This window comes from Novosphingobium arvoryzae (assembly GCF_014652615.1).
In the GTDB taxonomy this organism is placed as follows: Bacteria; Pseudomonadota; Alphaproteobacteria; order Sphingomonadales; family Sphingomonadaceae; genus Novosphingobium; species Novosphingobium arvoryzae.
This window is the reverse complement of sequence record NZ_BMZD01000008.1, coordinates 77,180-93,785: the sequence shown is the minus strand read 5'-3', so window position 1 is coordinate 93,785 and position 16,606 is coordinate 77,180. Positions and strand designations below refer to the sequence as shown.

Annotated in this window: 13 protein-coding genes; 6 read left to right on the top strand and 7 right to left on the bottom strand. The window is 65.5% G+C overall.

Annotated elements, in window-relative coordinates:
• Window positions 1–4 precede the first annotated feature (4 nt).
• The 3 genes from IE113_RS14180 to IE113_RS14170 are packed head-to-tail and all read left to right on the top strand — an operon-like array spanning window position 5 to window position 2,560.
• Window positions 5–910: an acyl-CoA dehydrogenase family protein gene (locus IE113_RS14180; protein WP_189542622.1), complete on the top strand. Its 906-nt coding sequence runs from the start codon at window positions 5–7 to the stop codon at window positions 908–910.
• Window positions 907–1,686: an enoyl-CoA hydratase/isomerase family protein gene (locus tag IE113_RS14175; protein ID WP_189542620.1), complete on the top strand. Its 780-nt coding sequence runs from the start codon at window positions 907–909 to the stop codon at window positions 1,684–1,686. Before IE113_RS14180 ends, IE113_RS14175 begins: the two co-directional genes overlap by 4 nt.
• A 1-nt stretch (window position 1,687) precedes the next feature.
• Window positions 1,688–2,560, top strand: a complete 873-nt coding sequence (locus IE113_RS14170) for an SDR family oxidoreductase (protein ID WP_229822520.1) — start codon at window positions 1,688–1,690, stop codon at window positions 2,558–2,560.
• A 25-nt stretch (window positions 2,561–2,585) separates the two neighbouring features.
• Here IE113_RS14170 and IE113_RS14165 read toward each other — a convergent pair whose 3' ends face one another.
• From IE113_RS14165 to IE113_RS14150, 4 genes are all read right to left on the bottom strand, one after another.
• Window positions 2,586–4,790: a CoA transferase gene (locus IE113_RS14165; protein ID WP_189542618.1), complete on the bottom strand. Its 2,205-nt coding sequence runs from the start codon at window positions 4,788–4,790 to the stop codon at window positions 2,586–2,588.
• 13 nt (window positions 4,791–4,803) lie between these two features.
• Window positions 4,804–5,244 carry a Zn-ribbon domain-containing OB-fold protein gene (locus IE113_RS14160; protein WP_189542616.1) on the bottom strand — a complete coding sequence of 147 codons (441 nt, stop codon included), beginning with the start codon at window positions 5,242–5,244 and terminating at the stop codon, window positions 4,804–4,806.
• Window position 5,245: 1 nt separating this feature from the next.
• Window positions 5,246–6,463: a thiolase C-terminal domain-containing protein gene (locus IE113_RS14155; RefSeq protein WP_189542614.1), complete on the bottom strand. Its 1,218-nt coding sequence runs from the start codon at window positions 6,461–6,463 to the stop codon at window positions 5,246–5,248.
• Between the two features lie 105 nt (window positions 6,464–6,568).
• The gene (locus IE113_RS14150; protein ID WP_189542612.1) at window positions 6,569–7,270 is read right to left on the bottom strand and encodes a FadR/GntR family transcriptional regulator; all 702 of its coding nucleotides are present in this window, start codon (window positions 7,268–7,270) and stop codon (window positions 6,569–6,571) included.
• Window positions 7,271–7,394: 124 nt separating this feature from the next.
• On the opposite strand from IE113_RS14150, the gene IE113_RS14145 reads away from it, so the two are divergent.
• The 3 genes from IE113_RS14145 (at window position 7,395) to IE113_RS14135 (ending at window position 11,655) form a co-directional block, all read left to right on the top strand.
• Complete coding sequence (locus tag IE113_RS14145) at window positions 7,395–8,510, top strand: amidohydrolase family protein (protein WP_189542609.1); 1,116 nt, start codon at window positions 7,395–7,397, stop codon at window positions 8,508–8,510.
• A gap of 56 nt (window positions 8,511–8,566) precedes the next feature.
• Entirely contained in the window at window positions 8,567–10,306 is a 1,740-nt protein-coding gene (locus tag IE113_RS14140; RefSeq protein ID WP_189542607.1) for an acyl-CoA dehydrogenase family protein, read from the top strand.
• Between the two features lie 134 nt (window positions 10,307–10,440).
• Window positions 10,441–11,655, top strand: coding sequence for an amidohydrolase family protein (locus IE113_RS14135; protein WP_189542605.1), 1,215 nt, complete (start codon window positions 10,441–10,443; stop codon window positions 11,653–11,655).
• 87 nt (window positions 11,656–11,742) lie between these two features.
• Here IE113_RS14135 and IE113_RS14130 read toward each other — a convergent pair whose 3' ends face one another.
• The 3 genes from IE113_RS14130 to IE113_RS14120 all read right to left on the bottom strand — a co-directional run bounded on the left by IE113_RS14130 (window position 11,743) and on the right by IE113_RS14120 (window position 16,596).
• Complete coding sequence (locus tag IE113_RS14130; protein WP_189542604.1) at window positions 11,743–13,002, bottom strand: MFS transporter; 1,260 nt, start codon at window positions 13,000–13,002, stop codon at window positions 11,743–11,745.
• Between the two features lie 86 nt (window positions 13,003–13,088).
• Window positions 13,089–15,479: a TonB-dependent receptor gene (locus tag IE113_RS14125; protein ID WP_189542602.1), complete on the bottom strand. Its 2,391-nt coding sequence runs from the start codon at window positions 15,477–15,479 to the stop codon at window positions 13,089–13,091.
• A gap of 109 nt (window positions 15,480–15,588) precedes the next feature.
• Window positions 15,589–16,596 carry a DUF2889 domain-containing protein gene (locus IE113_RS14120; RefSeq protein ID WP_189542600.1) on the bottom strand — a complete coding sequence of 336 codons (1,008 nt, stop codon included), beginning with the start codon at window positions 16,594–16,596 and terminating at the stop codon, window positions 15,589–15,591.
• Window positions 16,597–16,606: the final 10 nt, after the last annotated feature.

The window sequence follows — 16,606 nt, the reverse complement described above, 5'->3', positions numbered from 1 at the left end:
CCCCATGGACCTGACCCCCAACGACGAACAGGTAAGCTTCATTTCCGCAACCGCCAAATGGTGCGCCGACAACCTGCCGCTGGACGGCGCGCGCAGCCGCCCGCCCGCGTTGTGGCAGCAGCTGGAAGCGATGGGCTGGACCGGCATGACCGCACCCGGCATGGATCTCGACCATGCGACCGAAGCATTGGTCCTTGCCGAACTTGGCCGCCACCTGGCCCCCATCGCACTGCTCTCCACCGCTGTCACTGCGCGCTGGGCCGGGCAGCCGGGCAAGACCGCTCTGGCGCTGCTGGACAAGGATCTGACCGGCGGACTGGTGCGGGTGTTCGATGCCCCCGGTGCGACCCACGCGCTGGGGCTGGTCGGCGGCCTTGCCGCGATCACGCCGCTGCCGTCCGATCTGGGCGGAGAGCCGGGGCTGGACCTGACCGTGCCGCTCGCCCACCTGGATCCCGCGCCGCCGTTCAGCCCCATCGGCGGACCGGACGCAGGGCTGCACCTGCAACTACTGGCCGCCGCGTTCGCCGTGGGCTGCGCGGATGCCGCGCGCGACATGGCCGCTGAATATGCCAAGCTGCGCGAACAGTTCGACCGGCCGATTGGCTGGTTCCAGGCGCTGAAGCACATCTGTTCAGACTCGGCAGTGCGCTGCGAGGTCGCCCGCTCGCAGCTCTATTACGCCGCCGGGGCCCTGGATGCGGGCGATCCGGGGGCCGCGTTCCATATCGCTGCGGCCAAGCAACTGGCCGATCAGGCCGCCCTCGAAAACGCGCGCGCCAATGTGCAGGTCCACGGCGGCATAGGGATGACCGATGAAGCAGCGCCACACCTCTGCCTGAAACGCGCGCACTTGTTGTCCTTCATCGCGCCCGTGCGGCGTGACATTCTGCTGGGAGAAGCCGCATGACCGACAAAGTCCTCTATGAAGTGATCGACGGCGTGGGCGTGATCACGCTCAACCGCCCCGAAGTGCACAACGCGATGGATGACGAAGCTGCCCACCTCTACAAGGTGGCGCTCGATACCGCGCTGGCGGATGACGCGGTGCGGGCCGTCTTGCTGCAAGGCGCGGGCAAGTCGTTCTGCTCGGGCCGCGACATTACGATGTTGGGCCACCGCGCGCGCGATGAAAGCGATTATCATTTCGTGCTGCGCCACCAGCAAAAGCGGCTGGTGGTGCTCGACAGCCCCAAGCCGTTCATCGCCGCGCTGAAAGGCGCGGTGATCGGTGGCGGGTGCGAAACCGCGCTGTCGTGCGACATTCGCGTGTCCGACACGACGCTGAAAATGGCGCTGCCCGAAATCCATTACGGGATCCTGCCCGATACCGGCGGCACCCAGCTGATGACTGCGCTGATCGGCCCCAGCCGAACCAAGTACATGGTGATGACCGGCGAGCGGATCGACGCACAGACCGCGCTTGATTGGGGCGCGGTCGATTTCGTAGTCGCGCCGGAGGAGCTGGACGCGCGGGCGCTCGACATCGCCAGAAAGATCGCCGCCAAACCGCCGATCGCGCTCGCCATGGCCAAGACCATGATCGACCAGGGTCATGCCGGAGCGGTCCGCAACGGCATCGCGCAGGAGCTGCTGGCGCAGACTGCGCTGTTCAAGACCGAAGACTATGCCGAGGCCCGCGCCGCGCTCCGCGAAAAGCGCCAGCCCGCCTACAAGGGGAAATGAGATGACCGACCGTTACAAGGGCATCCGCCCCGCCCCGCCGCGCGGCACCCGGATGTTGCCCGAAGGCACGTTCACCAATGACGTTGCCGTAATCACCGGCGGCGGATCGGGCCTGGGCAAGGCGATTGCCGCCGAGTTCGGGCGGCTCGGCGGCGCGGTCGCCATCGCCAGCCGCGATCCGGACAAGCGCGCGCGGGGGGTTGAGGCGGTCGAGGCCGCCGGAGGCCGCGCCATCGGCGTGCAACTGGATGTCCGCGATCCCGAAGCGGTGAAAGCCTGCTTTGACGAGGTCGAGGACGCGTTCGGCCCGATCACCCAGCTGGTCAACAATGCCGCCGGAAACCTGGCCGGAGCCTCGGAAGATTTCAGCCTCAACGCCTGGCGCGCGGTAACGGGGATCGTGCTGGACGGCACCTGGATCTGCTCAACCGAGTTCGCACGGCGGCGGATTGCCGACGGGATCGGCGGATCGATCCTGAACATCGGCGCGACCTATTCTTGGACCGGCGGCCCCGGCACCAGCCCCTCCGCCGCCGCCAAGGCCGCCGTCACCAACCTGACGCAGACCCATGCGGTCGAATGGGCGCCTTATGACATCCGCGTGAACTGCCTGGTGCCGGGCCTGTTCCCGCACGAGGACCGGGCAGCGCACCTGCGCTTTGCCGATGCCAACAACCTCGACAATCGCCAGCCCGCGCTGCGCGTCGGCCAGACCCACGAACTAGGCTGGGCGGCGGCCTATCTGTGTTCGGATTACGCCGCGTTCTGTTCCGGCCATGCCTTCGTGCTGGATGGCGCGAACTGGCTGCGGCGGAGCTTGCGGATGCCAGAATTCCAGCCCGTGCGGGAATGGCTGCCCAAGCGGGAGAAGTAACTTCCTCCCCCGCTTGGGGAAGGGATCAACCGATGATCTTATCCGCGCGGAACTGGGCAATTTCCGCACCCGAAAAGCCCAGTTCGCGCATGATCTCATCCGTGTGCTGGCCGATGGTGGGCGCGGCGTGCTTAAACACCACTGGGATATCGCCAAAGTTCCAGAACGCGCCCGGCTGTTCAACCGTGCCGTACAACGGCTGCTCCAGCACCGAGATCAGGCCGAGGTCGCGGTTGACCGGGCTGGCAAAGAACTGGTCCTCGGCCGCCTCGAACGTAACGTGATCGCACGGCACCCCCGCCGCATCCAGCGCGCCGACCAGATCGGCGGCGCTCCGCGCGGCGGCGGCGGCGGCGAACCCCGCTTCATCCTCGCCCAGCACGCTGCGCAGTGCGGCACGGCGGGCATCGGTGTGCGCGGCGACCGCGATCCAGTTGCAGTCCTGACATTCGAAAATGCGGTGATAGGGAGAAAAGCCGGTCTGCTCGGAATCGAGGTGATACGTCTCGGCCAGCGAGCCATCGGGCAGGATCAGCGTTTCGCCCTGAGTCATCGCGGAAATGCCCAGCAGCGAGGTCTGCGTGGTATAGCCGCGCTGACCCGACCGCTTGGCATAGAGCGAGGCCATCAGTTCAACCAACGCGCTCTGCGCCGAACTGACATCCATCGTGCCGGGGCGGTTGAAAATCGGCTTGTTGCCATGCCCCGCGTTCTCGAACTCCCACCCGGCAATCGCGTTGAAGATCGAATCGTAGCCCGGCCAGTTGCCGCGCTCCCCCTTCTGGCCATAGGCACTGACGTAGTTGAACGCGACGTCGGGGTTGTGCTGGCGGATGCCTTCGTCCGACAGCCCCAGCTTGGCCGCGCCCTTGAACCGCATATTGTGGTGTACGGCTTCGGCCCACTGGAGCAACCGGGCCAGGATCGGCTGGGCTTCGGGCTTGGTCAGGTCCAGGGCAATGCTGCGCTTCGAGCGCGAGGCAGCCTGGTAATAGCGGTGCATGAAGCGGATGCGATCGCCCGTCAGTGCCTCGACCTTGATCACATCGGCGCCCATGTCGCCCATCATCGAGGGGCCCATGGGTCCGGCCAGGAACATCCCGAAATCGACGACGCGCACGCCGCTCAGCACTTCGGCGGGCTGGCCGCCCTCGCCCACGGCGGCAGGCGGCGGGGTCCAGTCGGCACCGCCCCCTTCGCCCAAACGCGGTGCGGGGCGCGGCGCGGGCAGATCGGCATCGGTGTGGAACGGCACGTTCGGCTGGACAGTCTTCCCCAGCAGCGGATCGTCGATCTCCACCACATAGCCATTGGCGACGACTTCCGGGTGGCGCAGCATCCCGCCCAGCGGATAGGCCGGTTCGGCGGCGATATCGTCGGCGCGCAAGTCCGCCAGCCAGCTTTCCAGCGGGCGGCGCTTGAAGGCTTCGATCTTGCCTTCCTCGGTATCGATCTCCACCCCTTCGGCCAGCACTTCCCACATCGTGGGCATATTGGCGTAGTCGTACTGGCGCGGCGGGTCCATGATCTGGAGCCAGTCGCCGCCCTGGCATTCGTAAAGCTGCTGCCCGATCGGCCGCGCCGCCAGCGGATAAGGCTTGTTGTTGGGCATCGGCCCGGCGGAATTGCGCGCCCAGATCAGCGACAGCATGACCATGTGGCCCTGGAACAGCGAGGTATGCGCTGCCCCGCCCTTGCCCGATTGCAGCCGCGCGATCAGCCGCGCCAGAATGCCCGCCGCCGCCAGATGCGCTGCCGACCAGCTGCCCGCGTTAAAGCGCCAGACAATCGGCCCGGCGCGGTAGCCGTCATTCTCGTAGAGCGCGCCAAACCGCGCAGCCACGAGCAATTCGTCGTCCGAACGCTCGACATCGGGGTGATTGAACGGGCTGCCGGTGATCCCGCTAGTCACAAGGCGCGGAAAGCGTGCGGCCAGCGCCGCGTCGTCCAGCCCCAGCGCCTTGGCACGCGCCGGGGTGAACTGGTGCAGCAATACATCGGCCCCGGCCAGCCGCCGGTCCAGCTCCGCCAGCCCTGCGGGCGTCGCCAGATCGAGTTCAAGACTGCGCTTGCCGCGGTTCCAGTTGGCAAAGCGGGCCTGTCCGCGCGACGGATCGCCGCCCGGACGCTCGACCTTGAGCACATCTGCCCCCAGCGCGCCGAGCATCAGCCCAGCGACCTGCACCGCCTGGCCTTCGCCAATTTCGACGATCCGCAGCTCGTTCAGCATGGCCGCCCTGTCCTTACGCCTTGCGGAAGTTGGGCAGGACCCAGCCGTCCTGGATCTCCGTCCATTCGACCACTACCTTCATGCCGATGTGCACGTCCTCGGCATTGCAGCCGGTGACGTTGGCATTGAGCCGCGCGCCCGGTGCGCCATCGAGATCGACCACGACGGGCACGTAGATGTAATCCTCGCCGTTCGCCGGGTTCTTGTTGCACACCACATAGCTGAATACTGTGGCGGTGCCGGGCAGCGTCGGCCAGTTGACTTCCTGGCTCGAACACTCGGGGCAATAGGCCGAGGGCGGCATCCGGAAATGGCCGCAAGCCGCGCATTGGCAGGCGGTCAGCTTGTGCTCCTTGGCCGCTTCCCAGAAGGGTTCGGTGTTGGGATTGGTGGTGATGCGAATCTGCTGACCCGGCAGCAGCAGCGCCGGGCCGTATTGGATGGGCTCGCTCATCTTACGCGCTCCTCAGGATCAGACTGGACACCGGAAGCGAAGCAGGACCGCCCGAAACGAGCGCAAATTCCGCATCCTTCACCTGGTTGATCGCGGTGCCGCGCACCTGCTCGACGCCCTCGACGATATGCGTCATGCCGATGATGTAGGCCTCGTTGAGGTTGCCGCCATGGGTGTTGACCGGCACGCCGCCGTTCACGCCCTTGCCGGTCGCCGCGTCATAGCGGATCTTGCCGGACAGGACGTAGTCGTTCCCTTCACCCTTTTCGCAGAACCCGTAATCTTCCAGCTGCATCAGCACCATCGGGCTGAAGTGGTCATAGATCAGCGCCACGTCCATGTCCTTGGCCGAAAGGCCCGACTGCGCCCAGACGCGGTCGGCGGTGAACTTGTGGCCCGAGCTGGCGAAGTGCGGATCGGGCATGCCCATCCAGGCGAAGGCCCGGCCCCATTCGCGCTGGCCACCGTGGGCACAGGCGTGAACGACCGCAGGCTTGTGGCGGCAGTCCTTCGCGCGGTCCATCGTGGTGGTGATCACCGCCACGGCACCATCGGTTTCCAGGCAGAAATCCAGCCGCCGCAGCGGATCGGCCAGCATCACCGAGGCATCGTATTCTTCCTTGGTCAGCGGCGCCTTACGCACCGCCTTGGGGCGGTTGTGGGTGTTGGCGCGGGTGGCCATCACGATCTCGCCAAAGGCATCCTGCGTCGTGCCGTAAAGGTGCATATGACGGCGCGCGAGCACGCTCATCAGATGGCCCGGCCCGACCAGCCCGGAAGGCTGGAGGAAGCTGTTTTCCGGGTTCGGGGCCGAGGCTCCGAACACCACGCCCAGCCGGTGCTGCGGCAGCTGCTGCAAGGCCATCACCGTGACGGCATACTTGCAGTCTTCGTTGACCAACCCGGCCGTGGCCAGCCCGATCGCGCCGGGGCAACCGCCCCCGCCGCTGGTCAGCGTGGCCGAGAACGAGACGTTGGGCATGCCCAGCGTTTCCATCAGCGATGCGGTATCGAACTTGTCGAGATAGCCCGCCCCCGCCGTCGAGTAATAGGAGAAGCCGTCGATATCCTTGACCGATATCCCCGCGTCGGCGCAGGCCTTGAGGATCGCTTCCCCCGCCATGTCGTTGATCGTGCGCGGCCAGCTCTTGCCCCGGACGTAATAGTCCGTGGCCCCGATGCCGACGATCGCGGTCTTGTCCTGATTTGCCCAGGCCATCGCTGATCCTCTCCTTCGAATCCCGTTTCAAAACTTATATAACTAGGTTTGATATGACCGCGTCAAGCCCCTGTCCAGTGGCTTGCAGGAATCGCCGCAATTGCCTCAGGCGGATTCGCGCTCGGCCTGCACGATCCATTCCAGCATGGTCGTAGAGCGGCGGCGCATGATCACGCGCGCGATTTCCTCATCCCGGTCAAGGATCGCGCGGCACAGCTGGCGTTGCAGGGTCCGCGCGGTGGCGCGGTGGTCCTCGTCGCGGTACAAGGCAACGCGCTGCTCTTCCATGCCGAACGAAAAGCCGATTGCCATGACCAGCTGGATCGCCGGATTGCCGCTCATTTCCGAAATCACGCTGACCAGTTCGCTTTCCGCCCGGATCAGTTCCGCGGGCGTGTCGTTCGCGTCGATCCCGGCGACAAACCCGACCAGCCGGGCGCGCAGCGCCGGATCGTCACAGGCACAGGCCCGCGCCCCGGCCTCTTCCGACACCAGGCGGCTAACCACCATGATGTCGCTCAGCGTCGCGCCGTTCAGCCGCAGATAGCGCGCCAGCGTGCGGATCGCGTCCTGCGCATCGGGCCGGGCGGCATAGAACCCGCCCTTGATCCCCCGGCGCACGCTGATCAGGCGGTCATTCTCGGCAATCTTGGCGGCCTGGCGCAAGGTCGGGCGGCTGACCCCCAGCCGCGCCAGCAGGTCATCTTCCGAGCCGATGAACGCCCCCGCTTCCGCGTCCAGACTGATCTGCGCCAGCCCGCGCGCGGTGCGTGCCACCAGAGTTTCCGCGTTACCGACCTGTTCCATGCCAGCCCCCTATCAGATACCTCTTTAATCTTGCAATCGCGAAAGGTCCAGCCAATCTCTTGCATTGAGTTGTATAACTAGGTACTCATTTACCCATAAACGATGACGAATCGGGAGATAGACGATGAAGCCCTTCGTGTTCAGTGCCGACAGCCATATCATGGAGCCGCCGTCGATCTTCCTCGATGGCCTGCCCGCCAGCCTCAAGCGCCACGCAATCCACAGCCGCAAGGAGGGGGACTTCCTGATCACCGGAACCGAGGACAAGGTGATCTATCGCCTGCGCGTGGGCCAGCACCGTGAGAAGGCGCTGGGCGACAACGAACGGCGCGGCATCCGCGAGATCGCGGGCCGGCTGGAAGACATGGAGCTGGAAGGCGTCGACGCCGAAATCTGCTTCCCCAGCCTGGGCCTGTGGCTCTACGCACTCGACAGCGCCGAGGCAGAGGCCGCATCGGCGCGGCTCTACAACGATTGGAACAACGAGTTCCTGGGCAGCCACCCCAGCCGCTTCGTGCGCTGCGGGATGCTGCCGGTGCTCGATTTCTCGAACACGGTGGCCGAACTGGAATACCTGGCGTCCAAGGGCTTCACCGCCGCGATGCTGCCCGCCGTCACCCCGCCCAACCTGCCGAAGTACAACGATCCCAGCTGGGACGTGGTCTTCGCCAAGGGTGCGCAGCTGGGCATCGTCTTCGTGATGCATACCGGCACCGGACTTGAAACCGTGGTGATCGAGCGCGGCCCCGGCGCGGGGATCATCAACTACACCAACCAGATGACCGACGCGCAGCAAAGCGCGATGTACCTGGTTGCAAGCGGGGTGCTGGACCGCAATCCGGGGGCCAAGGTGGCCTTCATCGAAAGCGGTGCCAGCTGGCTGGTCGCACTGGCCGAGCGGATGGACGAAGTGGCCGAGGCCCATTCGAACTTCGTGTTCCCCAAGCTGTCGCGCCTGTGCAGCCAGATCATCGACGATCAGGTCTGGGCCAGCTTCCAGCATGACCGTTCGTGCATCGCCGCCGCCGCCGCTGGCCTGCCGGGCGCGAAGAACGTGATGTGGGGGTCCGACTATCCCCACGCCGAAGGGACCTTCCCGATCAGCCGCCGCGTGGTGGACGATCTGTTCGCTGGGCTGAACGTGCCGGACGCTGTCCGCCGCGATGTGCTGGGCCTCAACGCCGCGCGGTTGTTCCGGATCGACCCGGTCGTCCAGACCAGCGCCGCGCTGGCTGCCTGAAGTCCTGCGAGACAGCGATCATGGTCAATCTTGCGCTATCCAGCGAACAACAGGCCATGATCGACACCGTTGGCGGAGCGCTGGCCGATCGCGGCGAGCGCTCCGCCGATGCGGTACTGCGGGAACTGGGGATCGAGGCGCTGCTGGACGAAGGCGGTTCGCTGCTCGACGCGGCGCTGGTTGCCGAGGCCGCCGGGCGCGAAGGAATTGTCGCCTTTCCTGATGAGCGCATCCTGATTGCCGCCGCCTGCGTCGGCATGGCCCAGCGTGCGCTGGACGAGGCCGCCGCCTATGCCAGGGAGCGCATGGTGTTCGGTCGCGCCATCGGTGAATATCAGGGCGTGGCCCATCCGCTTGCCAATGCCGCGACGGAAGTGGACGGCACCCGCCTGCTGGTCTGGCGCGCGATCTGCGCCAGGGCTGAGCGACTGGCCGAGGCTGGCCGGCTTGACACGCAGGCGTTCTGGTGGGCAGCGCGCGCCTGCGTGCCCGCGATCAAGACCGCGATGCGCGTGTTCGGCGGTTACGGCGTGAGCGAGGATTCCCCCCTGCCCGCGCTCTATCGCGGTGCCCGCGCGGCGCTCTATGCCGGCGGCGATCCCGACCGGGTGCTGACTGCACCGCTGCCCCAGCCCGCCGCGACCGGGCCGGTATCGATGAGCTTCACCAAGGACGCCGAAGCCAATGCTTGGGAAGCACGCACCCGCGAGTTCCTGGCGGACAATTTCACCGCCGAACACAAGCGCGCCTTCGCCGCCGCGCTCGACAACCACCAGCCCGACCTGCATCGCAAGCTGGCGGATGCGGGCCTGCTGTTTCCCGACTGGCCGGTGGAATGGGGCGGATCGGGCGCGAGCGCCATCGCCACCTCTGCCGTCCACCGCGTGCTGACCCGGGCTGGCTGGCCGATTTCGGTGCTGGTCGTGTCGGATTCGATCGGCAAGCTGCTGATGATGTTCGGAACGGACGCGGCCAAGGCGGAAATCCTGCCCCGGCTGGCCCGGGGTGAGGCGCTGGCGTGCCTGGGCCTGTCGGAACCGTCGGGCGGATCGGACGTGTTCGGCGCGAAAACCCGCGCGGCGCACGACGGCGGCCAGTGGATCGTGAACGGCCAGAAAGTCTTCACCACCAGCGCGCACATTGCCGATTACGTCCTGCTGCTAACCCGCACCGATGCCGGGCTGACGCTGTTCGTCGCGCCGCTGGATGCGGGCGGGTTCGATCTGGCCCCGGTCCAGACCCTGGCGGGCGAACGCACCAACATCACCTTCTATTCCGATTTTCCCGTTCCCGACCGCTATCTGCTGGGCGAGGCGGGCAAAGGCACCAAGGTGCTGGCGGCGACGATGTCGCTGGAGCACAACCAGGGCGATTACTACCTCGGCGCGATGGGGCTGGTGCAGGAAGAACTGCGTGCCGGGTTCGACACGCTGGTGCTGCTGCCTGGCATTCCGGAGAACCTTCCCGCGATACGCCATGCGCGGCGGCGCTTCGATGCCCATGTCGCGCTGCTGGAATGTTTGTCGCTCCGCGCGATCTGGGCAGGCGATGCGGGCCAGTCACAGCGCTGGTACGGGCCGATGTGCAAGCTGTTCGGCACCGAAAGCTGGGCCGGGTGCTGCGCCGAACTGGTTGAGCGTTTCGCCCCGCATTCGCTCGACACCGCGATCCCGGCGCTGGCAGTGGTGGAATCCGAGGCCCGCAGCGGCATTCAGGCAACGATCTATGGCGGAACCAGCGAAGTGCAGCGCAGCGTGATCGCGGAAACAGCTCTGGGCCTTCCGCGAAGTCGATAAAAATACCTTAAAAGCACAATTGATAGTGTAATCAGGACGTTTTTTGACATTCATCAAATAAAATAGATACCTCTTTTGACATTCTGCTCAGGCAAGGGCGAGCGCCTGTCGCCCCGACCCGCAGGAGGATTGCCATGACCGAGAAGCTTCGCCCGTTCGTGTTCAGCTGTGACGCCCACGTGGCCGAACCGCCGGACCTGTTCATCAGCAAGATGCCCGAACACCTGAAGCAGTTCGTGATCCACAGCGAAGCCGACGGCAATATGCGCATCACCCGGATTGGCGAGCAGGTGATCCTGAAGATCTGGACCAACTTTCACCAGCACAAGACCGGCGAAGGCGATGCCGCCTTCAACGCCCAGGCGGCGGACCGTTCATGCACCGATGCCAGGGAAAACTTCGTGTCCGATTGCGCGGTCGACACCCAGCGCCGGGGCGCGCGCGATCTGCAACTGCGCCTTGCCGACATGGACCGCGACGGGGTGGATGCCGAACTGGTGTTCCCCTCACTGGGCCTGATGCTGCCCCGCATCGCCGACCGCGAAGGCCAGCGCACCGCCTGCCAGATCTGGAATGACTGGGCGTGGGATTATACCGCCCCGGTGCGCGACCGGCTGATCCCCGCCGCGATGATCCCCTGCATCGATTTCGACGATGCCCTGGCCGAATGCCAGCGTGCGGCGGACAAGGGTTTTGCCGCGTTCTGCCTGTGGGAAGGCCTGAACAACTACAACGATGCCCGCTGGGATCCGATCTTCGCGCTGGCCGCTGAACTGGGCATTCCGCTGGTATTCCACACCGGCGTGGGCGACATCAACATCCGCGCGCTCAAGGGGCCGGGCGGCGCGCTGTACAACTATACCCGCCAGATGAACGACGCGGTCGACGTAATCACCCAGCTGGTCGCGGGCGGCGTGCTGGATCGCAATCCCGGCGCGCACATCCTGTTTGCCGAGCACAGCGCGGGCTGGCTGTGGGGCCTGGCCGAGCGGATGGACGAGGTTTACAACGGCCATGCGCCGTCGATCGAACCCAAGTTGTCGCGCCTGCCCAGCCAGATCGTGCGCGATCAGGTTCACTGCGCGCTACAAAACGACGGCAATTCATCGATGGCGATCCGCAAGGGCGTGGGCATCGGCGCGCTGTTGTTCGCCACCGACTATCCCCATGCCGAAGGGACGTTCCCGTTCTCGAAGCAGGTGATCGATGGTCTGGTCGCCGCCAATCCCGATGTCACCACCGATGAACTGGTGGCAGTGCTGGGCGGCAATGCGGCCCGGCTGTTCAGCCGCGCCAACCTGCAGCCCAAGGTCGAGGCGCGCCGCGCGGAACTGTCGGCCGCCGCCTGATCCGGTTAACCTTCTCTCCCACCCTGGCCCCGCCGGAACACTTCTCGGCGGGGCCTTTTTTTTGGCAGGCGGGGCTTCTTTTGGGGGTCAGGCATCCTCGGCCAGCGGCTTCGCCGTGCGTCCTGCCATGATTGCCGCAAAGCCACCGACCAGCAAGCACAGCGAAATCAGCGCAAGCGCCGGTTGCAGTGATCTGTCGCCATAGTCCGCTGCAAAAGCCTGACTGACATAGCCGGCAACCGTGCCGCCGATCCCCATGCCAGACAGCCCGATCACCATCCCGATCGTCGCCGACATCATCGCCCGCATCGCCACCGGCACTTGCGCGTAACACAGGCTGATGATCGGCCCCAGGTGCAGCGTCATCATGAACTTGACCACCACGAAACAGGCCAGCGCGACATAAGGATTGGCGGACAGCGCAAAACCCACCCCGAACGGAAATGATGCGATCAATCCCAGTCCCGCGAACCAGCCGTTGAAGCGGGGGTTGGCCTTGCCATAGCGGTCGCTGACCCATCCGGCGATCAGGTTCCCGATCACCAATCCCGCCGCCATCGCCCCGCCCAGCCAGAACCCGGTCTCAGCCTTGCCCATGCCGTGGACCCGCTGAAAGAACGACGCGCCCCACAGGATAAATGCAAAGCCCGTCAGCGGCACCATCGTCAGCAGCAGGGCAACCCAGCGCAGCGAGGGATTGCCCGCCATCGTCCGCAGCACTTCCCGCATCGGGATCTGCTGCGGCGGGATCGTTACCGCGCCAACCCCGCGCCGGGGTTCCGCGCAAAATGCCCATACGGCTAGGCCGATCAGAATGCCCGGCAGGCCCAGGATCAGGAAAACCGCGCGCCACCCAAAGTATTGCGACAGCCAGCCGCCCAGCGCCAGTCCGCCCGAAATGCCAACCGCGTTCGCCGCCAACATCACCGAAATCACGGTCGTGCGCCGCTCCAGCGGGAAAATCTCGGTCAGCAGCGAGTTGCCCGCCGGGCCAGCCCCGGCCTCCCCGGCGGCCAGCCCGATCCGGGCGAGCACCATCTGCCAGAAATTCTGCGCCATCCCGCACAGCGCCGTAGCCGCACTCCACACGATCACGCAGACCGCGATCGTCAGGCGCCGGTCGCCGCGATCCGCGTAACGCGCAATCGGGAATGAGGCGATGGTATAGAACAGCGCGAACGACATCCCTGTCAGCAGGCCCAGTTGCCCGTCGCTCAGGCCCAGTTCCGCCTTGATATCGTCCTGAAACAGCGTGAAGACCTGCCGGTCGACATAGCTGAGGATCGCCACCACAATCAGCAGGCCCAGCGTCAAGTTGCGCCGCGCGGGCGAGACAATGCCGGTCAAATCCGTTCTCCCCAAAGAAAAAGGGGAAGGACAATTCCTCGCCCCTCCCCCACAGTTTGGCAGTCCTGTTGGACTTGCCCGGATGCTTAGAACTTGACCGTCGCGGTCACGCCATAGGTCGCCGGATCGTTCCACGATGCGCCGACATAGTTCAGCCCGCCAAGGTAGAGGACGTACCCGGTCCGGCGCGTGTTGAACACGTTGCGGCCCCACACGGCGATTTCATAGTTTTCGTCCGGACCGAACGCCACCGCCGCGCGGGCATTGGCGATCCCGTGGCTGCGGGTGGTCGTGACTTCCATCAGCTGCGCCGCCTGCGCAGCGGTAAAGCCCTGCCCACCGGGCGATGAGGCCGGAGCGGTATAGCGGGCCAGGGTGTTGCCATCCTGCGCCATGTCGCCCTGCCAGGCATAGGTCGCGTTCAGCTTGAGCCGCCCGAACCCGACATCGCCGTTGTAGTTCATGCCCAGCAGGAACTGTTCCTTGACGACGTTGACGATCCGGCTGTCCTTCTTGTCGTTCGGCGTCAGCGCGCCGCCGACCACGACGAAGCCGTTGTACTTGGTGTACTTCGGATCGGTCAGCGAACCGTTGGCGAACAGGTCCAGCCCAGGCGCGACGCGGACGGTCAGGTCGGCCTCGACGCCCCAGGTTTCCATGTCGGCATTTTCCAGGATCGTCTGGCTGGTGCCGCCCACCGCCAGGATGACCGAACGCTGCGCGTCCTTCACCCGGTTGTGATAGCCCGCGATGTTGAAGCGAACCTTCTTGTCCATGAACTCGGTCTTGATGCCCAGTTCCTGTTCGTTGACGATTTCCGGCTGGGCCGGGGCCGTATCGGCCAGCGTGAGCGACCGCAGCTGCTGCGCCCCGGCACGATAGCCGCGGCTCTGCTTGGCATAGATCATCACATCGTCGTTGACCTTGTAGTCCAGCCCGATGGTGTAGGACAGGTTGCGCCAGCTATCGTCGCGGCCGCGCTCGCAGTTCGTGGTCACTGAAACGCTGGCGGGCGAGCACGAGAGCAGCGTGCCGGTGCGGTTCTGGACGTTGCCGGAGTAGGTCTTGATGCCCTTCTTGTCATAGGACCAGCGCATCCCGCCCGTCAGGTTGAGCGCGTCGGTCACGGCATAGCTGGCCTGCGCATAGATGCCGAACGACTTGTTCTTGATATCGCCCAGGAAGCGCGCCCAGACCGGGTTGCCCAGCACCGATGACATCGACCGGTCGGTGCCGGATTCGGTGAAATAGGTCATGCCGGTGGCGAACTTCATGGTGTCGTCGAACAGCGAACCGGTCAGCTGCAACTCGCTGGAATACTGCTTGAGGTCCTGCGTGCCGCCGGTGAAGTGCAGCGGCAGCACGAAGCCATCCAGATCGAGCAGGTTGTCGCTCCGCACCCGGCGATAGCCGTTGATCCACTTAAGCTCGCCAATGCCGGTTTCGATCGACACCTTGCCGATATAGGTCTGCGTGTTCACATCCAGGAACACGCCCTGCGTCGGCGCACCGGGGGTGCTGCTGGCCGGGGTCACGGTCACCAGATCGGGGTTGCCCTTGAACGCGGCCAGCTGCGCATCGGCAATGCCCTGCAACGCGGCAACTTGCGCCTGCGATCCGGCCACGCCCAGTTGGGCGGCGAACAGCAGCGGGTTGAGGCCCAGGAACAGGCCCTGGCGCCCTTCACCATCCAGCGAACCGTCGTACCAGTCGCCCGAGAGACTGACGGTGACGGCTTCGGACGGCTTCATCGCCACTTTCACGCGGCCCAGCAGCGTCTTCTTGCCGTTCCACTTCTTGCCGGTGTTGAGGTCGCGCTTGAACCCGTCGCGTTCGCCATAGCTGATCGCGCCGCGTACGGCGAAATTCTCGCCCAGGCCCATGTTGATGACGCCGGTGGCGTTCCATTCGTTGAAGCGGCCATAGGTCGCCTTGACCAGCCCGCTGGTTTCACCAAACTTGGCATCGTTGGTCTGGATCAGCATCGCCCCGGCCGAGGTGTTGCGGCCAAACAGGGTGCCCTGCGGCCCCTTGAGCACCTGGACATTGCCGACATCGAGCATTTCGACGTTCAGGCCATAGGCACGGGCCACGTACATTTCATCGATATAGACGCCGACCGACGGCTCGAGCGAGGCGATCACGTCGTTCTGGACCTGGCCGCGCATTGCCAGCGCGAAGGTGGTGGCATTGTTGCTGCCCGCGCGGATGTTGAAGCCGGGGGTAAACTTCGCCACTTCGCCTACTTCGCGGACGCCCTGCGTTTCCAGCTTTTCGCCGGAAAACGCGGTGATCGCGATCGGCGTTTCCTGAATGTTGGATTCCTGCTTGGTGACGCCGATTACAGTTATGATGCTGTTGTCATCGGCTGTTTCATCAGCCGACTGGGCAAACGCAGTGCTGCTGGAAATGGCGATTGCCGTAGCGGCAACTCCGCCGAGCATACGCGCGATGGGGCGCTTCGAGGCAGTTTTCATCTTCAGGCTCTCCTCCCATGGAGCGGTTCGCGCCACTCGGGTGCGAGTTGTATAACTAGGTCCACTAGGACACACAAGAGGGAACAACCAAAAGCAGGCCGCTATGGCTTTACGGCAACAGTCGGGCCAGCGCGGGCACATCGGCCAGCGCGCGCAGCACATCGTTGAGGTGCGTGCAGCCCAGCGTTCCGGGCAGGGTTTCCAGCACGGCATCGCGGAATTCCGCGACATTGCGCCCCACCATGCGCGTTGCCTTGACCGATGCGCCGGGGCATTCGCGATAGGGCAGGATCAGCGGCAGCGCCTGAAGCGCCAGCAACTGGCCGGTTTCCGGGTTAATCTCGGCAAAGACGCGGTATTCGTGGATAGCGGTGCGCCCGCCATCGGGATTGCTGCCGCTGTCCTGAAAGCCCGCATCGACCTTGATCAGCCCGCCTTCCCGCCACAGGTCGATTCGCCGCGCCCGGCGCTTTTGCGGGCCTTCCTGGAACGGCATCGAATGCCAGCCCAGCGGATCGTCGGGGTTTTCCAGCGGGCCGACCGCCGTGAACGACTGGTTGACGTTGTCGGGCGTGCCATCCGCCTTGAAGCTGCTGCCGCCGACCGTGAACCCGGTGCAGATGTTGTCCATCACGCCCTTGCGCCCGGCGGTGGATGGCTGGGCGCTGCGCTGCGGGGCACTGGCCCAGTCGCCGCGCCACTGCGACCAGATCCAGCCCGCCACCAGGCTGGCCCCGGCATAGTCATCCAGCAGCTGGAACAGCGGCGTCCCGCGCGCATCGCCCAGCTTGCCCGCCAGCACCTGCCGACTGGCCCCGCCCGCGCGCACGCCGACCAGCTCGGGCACGCGCGGATGCGCGGGAACCGTCTCGATCGCCAGGATCTCGCGGATCGGAGAGGCCGTGATGCGGAAGCCCGCGCTGGCCAGCACTTGCGGTTCGCCGTCATCGCCGGGCGTCAGCAGATCGCGCGCGCGGCCGACCATGTCCCACGGCTGGCCGAACCCGTCTGGCCAATCCGAATCGATCGAGGTCGTGCGCCGGATCGAACCCGGCCGCCGCAGCGGGGCATGGCCCGCTGACTGGCGGGCAAAGGCAAACTGCTGCGGCCGGTCCATGGGTCTGGCT

What these genes read in the sequence shown, in the direction of transcription:
- IE113_RS14125 (WP_189542602.1), bottom strand. Translation starts at nt 15,479, where the DNA reads ATGAAAACTGCCTCGAAGCGCCCCATCGCGCGTATGCTCGGCGGAGTT.
- IE113_RS14175 (WP_189542620.1), top strand. Translation starts at nt 907, where the DNA reads ATGACCGACAAAGTCCTCTATGAAGTGATCGACGGCGTGGGCGTGATC.
- IE113_RS14165 (WP_189542618.1), bottom strand. Translation starts at nt 4,790, where the DNA reads ATGCTGAACGAGCTGCGGATCGTCGAAATTGGCGAAGGCCAGGCGGTG.
- IE113_RS14145 (WP_189542609.1), top strand. Translation starts at nt 7,395, where the DNA reads ATGAAGCCCTTCGTGTTCAGTGCCGACAGCCATATCATGGAGCCGCCG.
- IE113_RS14135 (WP_189542605.1), top strand. Translation starts at nt 10,441, where the DNA reads ATGACCGAGAAGCTTCGCCCGTTCGTGTTCAGCTGTGACGCCCACGTG.
- IE113_RS14170 (WP_229822520.1), top strand. Translation starts at nt 1,688, where the DNA reads ATGACCGACCGTTACAAGGGCATCCGCCCCGCCCCGCCGCGCGGCACC.
- IE113_RS14150 (WP_189542612.1), bottom strand. Translation starts at nt 7,270, where the DNA reads ATGGAACAGGTCGGTAACGCGGAAACTCTGGTGGCACGCACCGCGCGC.
- IE113_RS14180 (WP_189542622.1), top strand. Translation starts at nt 5, where the DNA reads ATGGACCTGACCCCCAACGACGAACAGGTAAGCTTCATTTCCGCAACC.
- IE113_RS14140 (WP_189542607.1), top strand. Translation starts at nt 8,567, where the DNA reads ATGATCGACACCGTTGGCGGAGCGCTGGCCGATCGCGGCGAGCGCTCC.
- IE113_RS14120 (WP_189542600.1), bottom strand. Translation starts at nt 16,596, where the DNA reads ATGGACCGGCCGCAGCAGTTTGCCTTTGCCCGCCAGTCAGCGGGCCAT.
- IE113_RS14155 (WP_189542614.1), bottom strand. Translation starts at nt 6,463, where the DNA reads ATGGCCTGGGCAAATCAGGACAAGACCGCGATCGTCGGCATCGGGGCC.
- IE113_RS14160 (WP_189542616.1), bottom strand. Translation starts at nt 5,244, where the DNA reads ATGAGCGAGCCCATCCAATACGGCCCGGCGCTGCTGCTGCCGGGTCAG.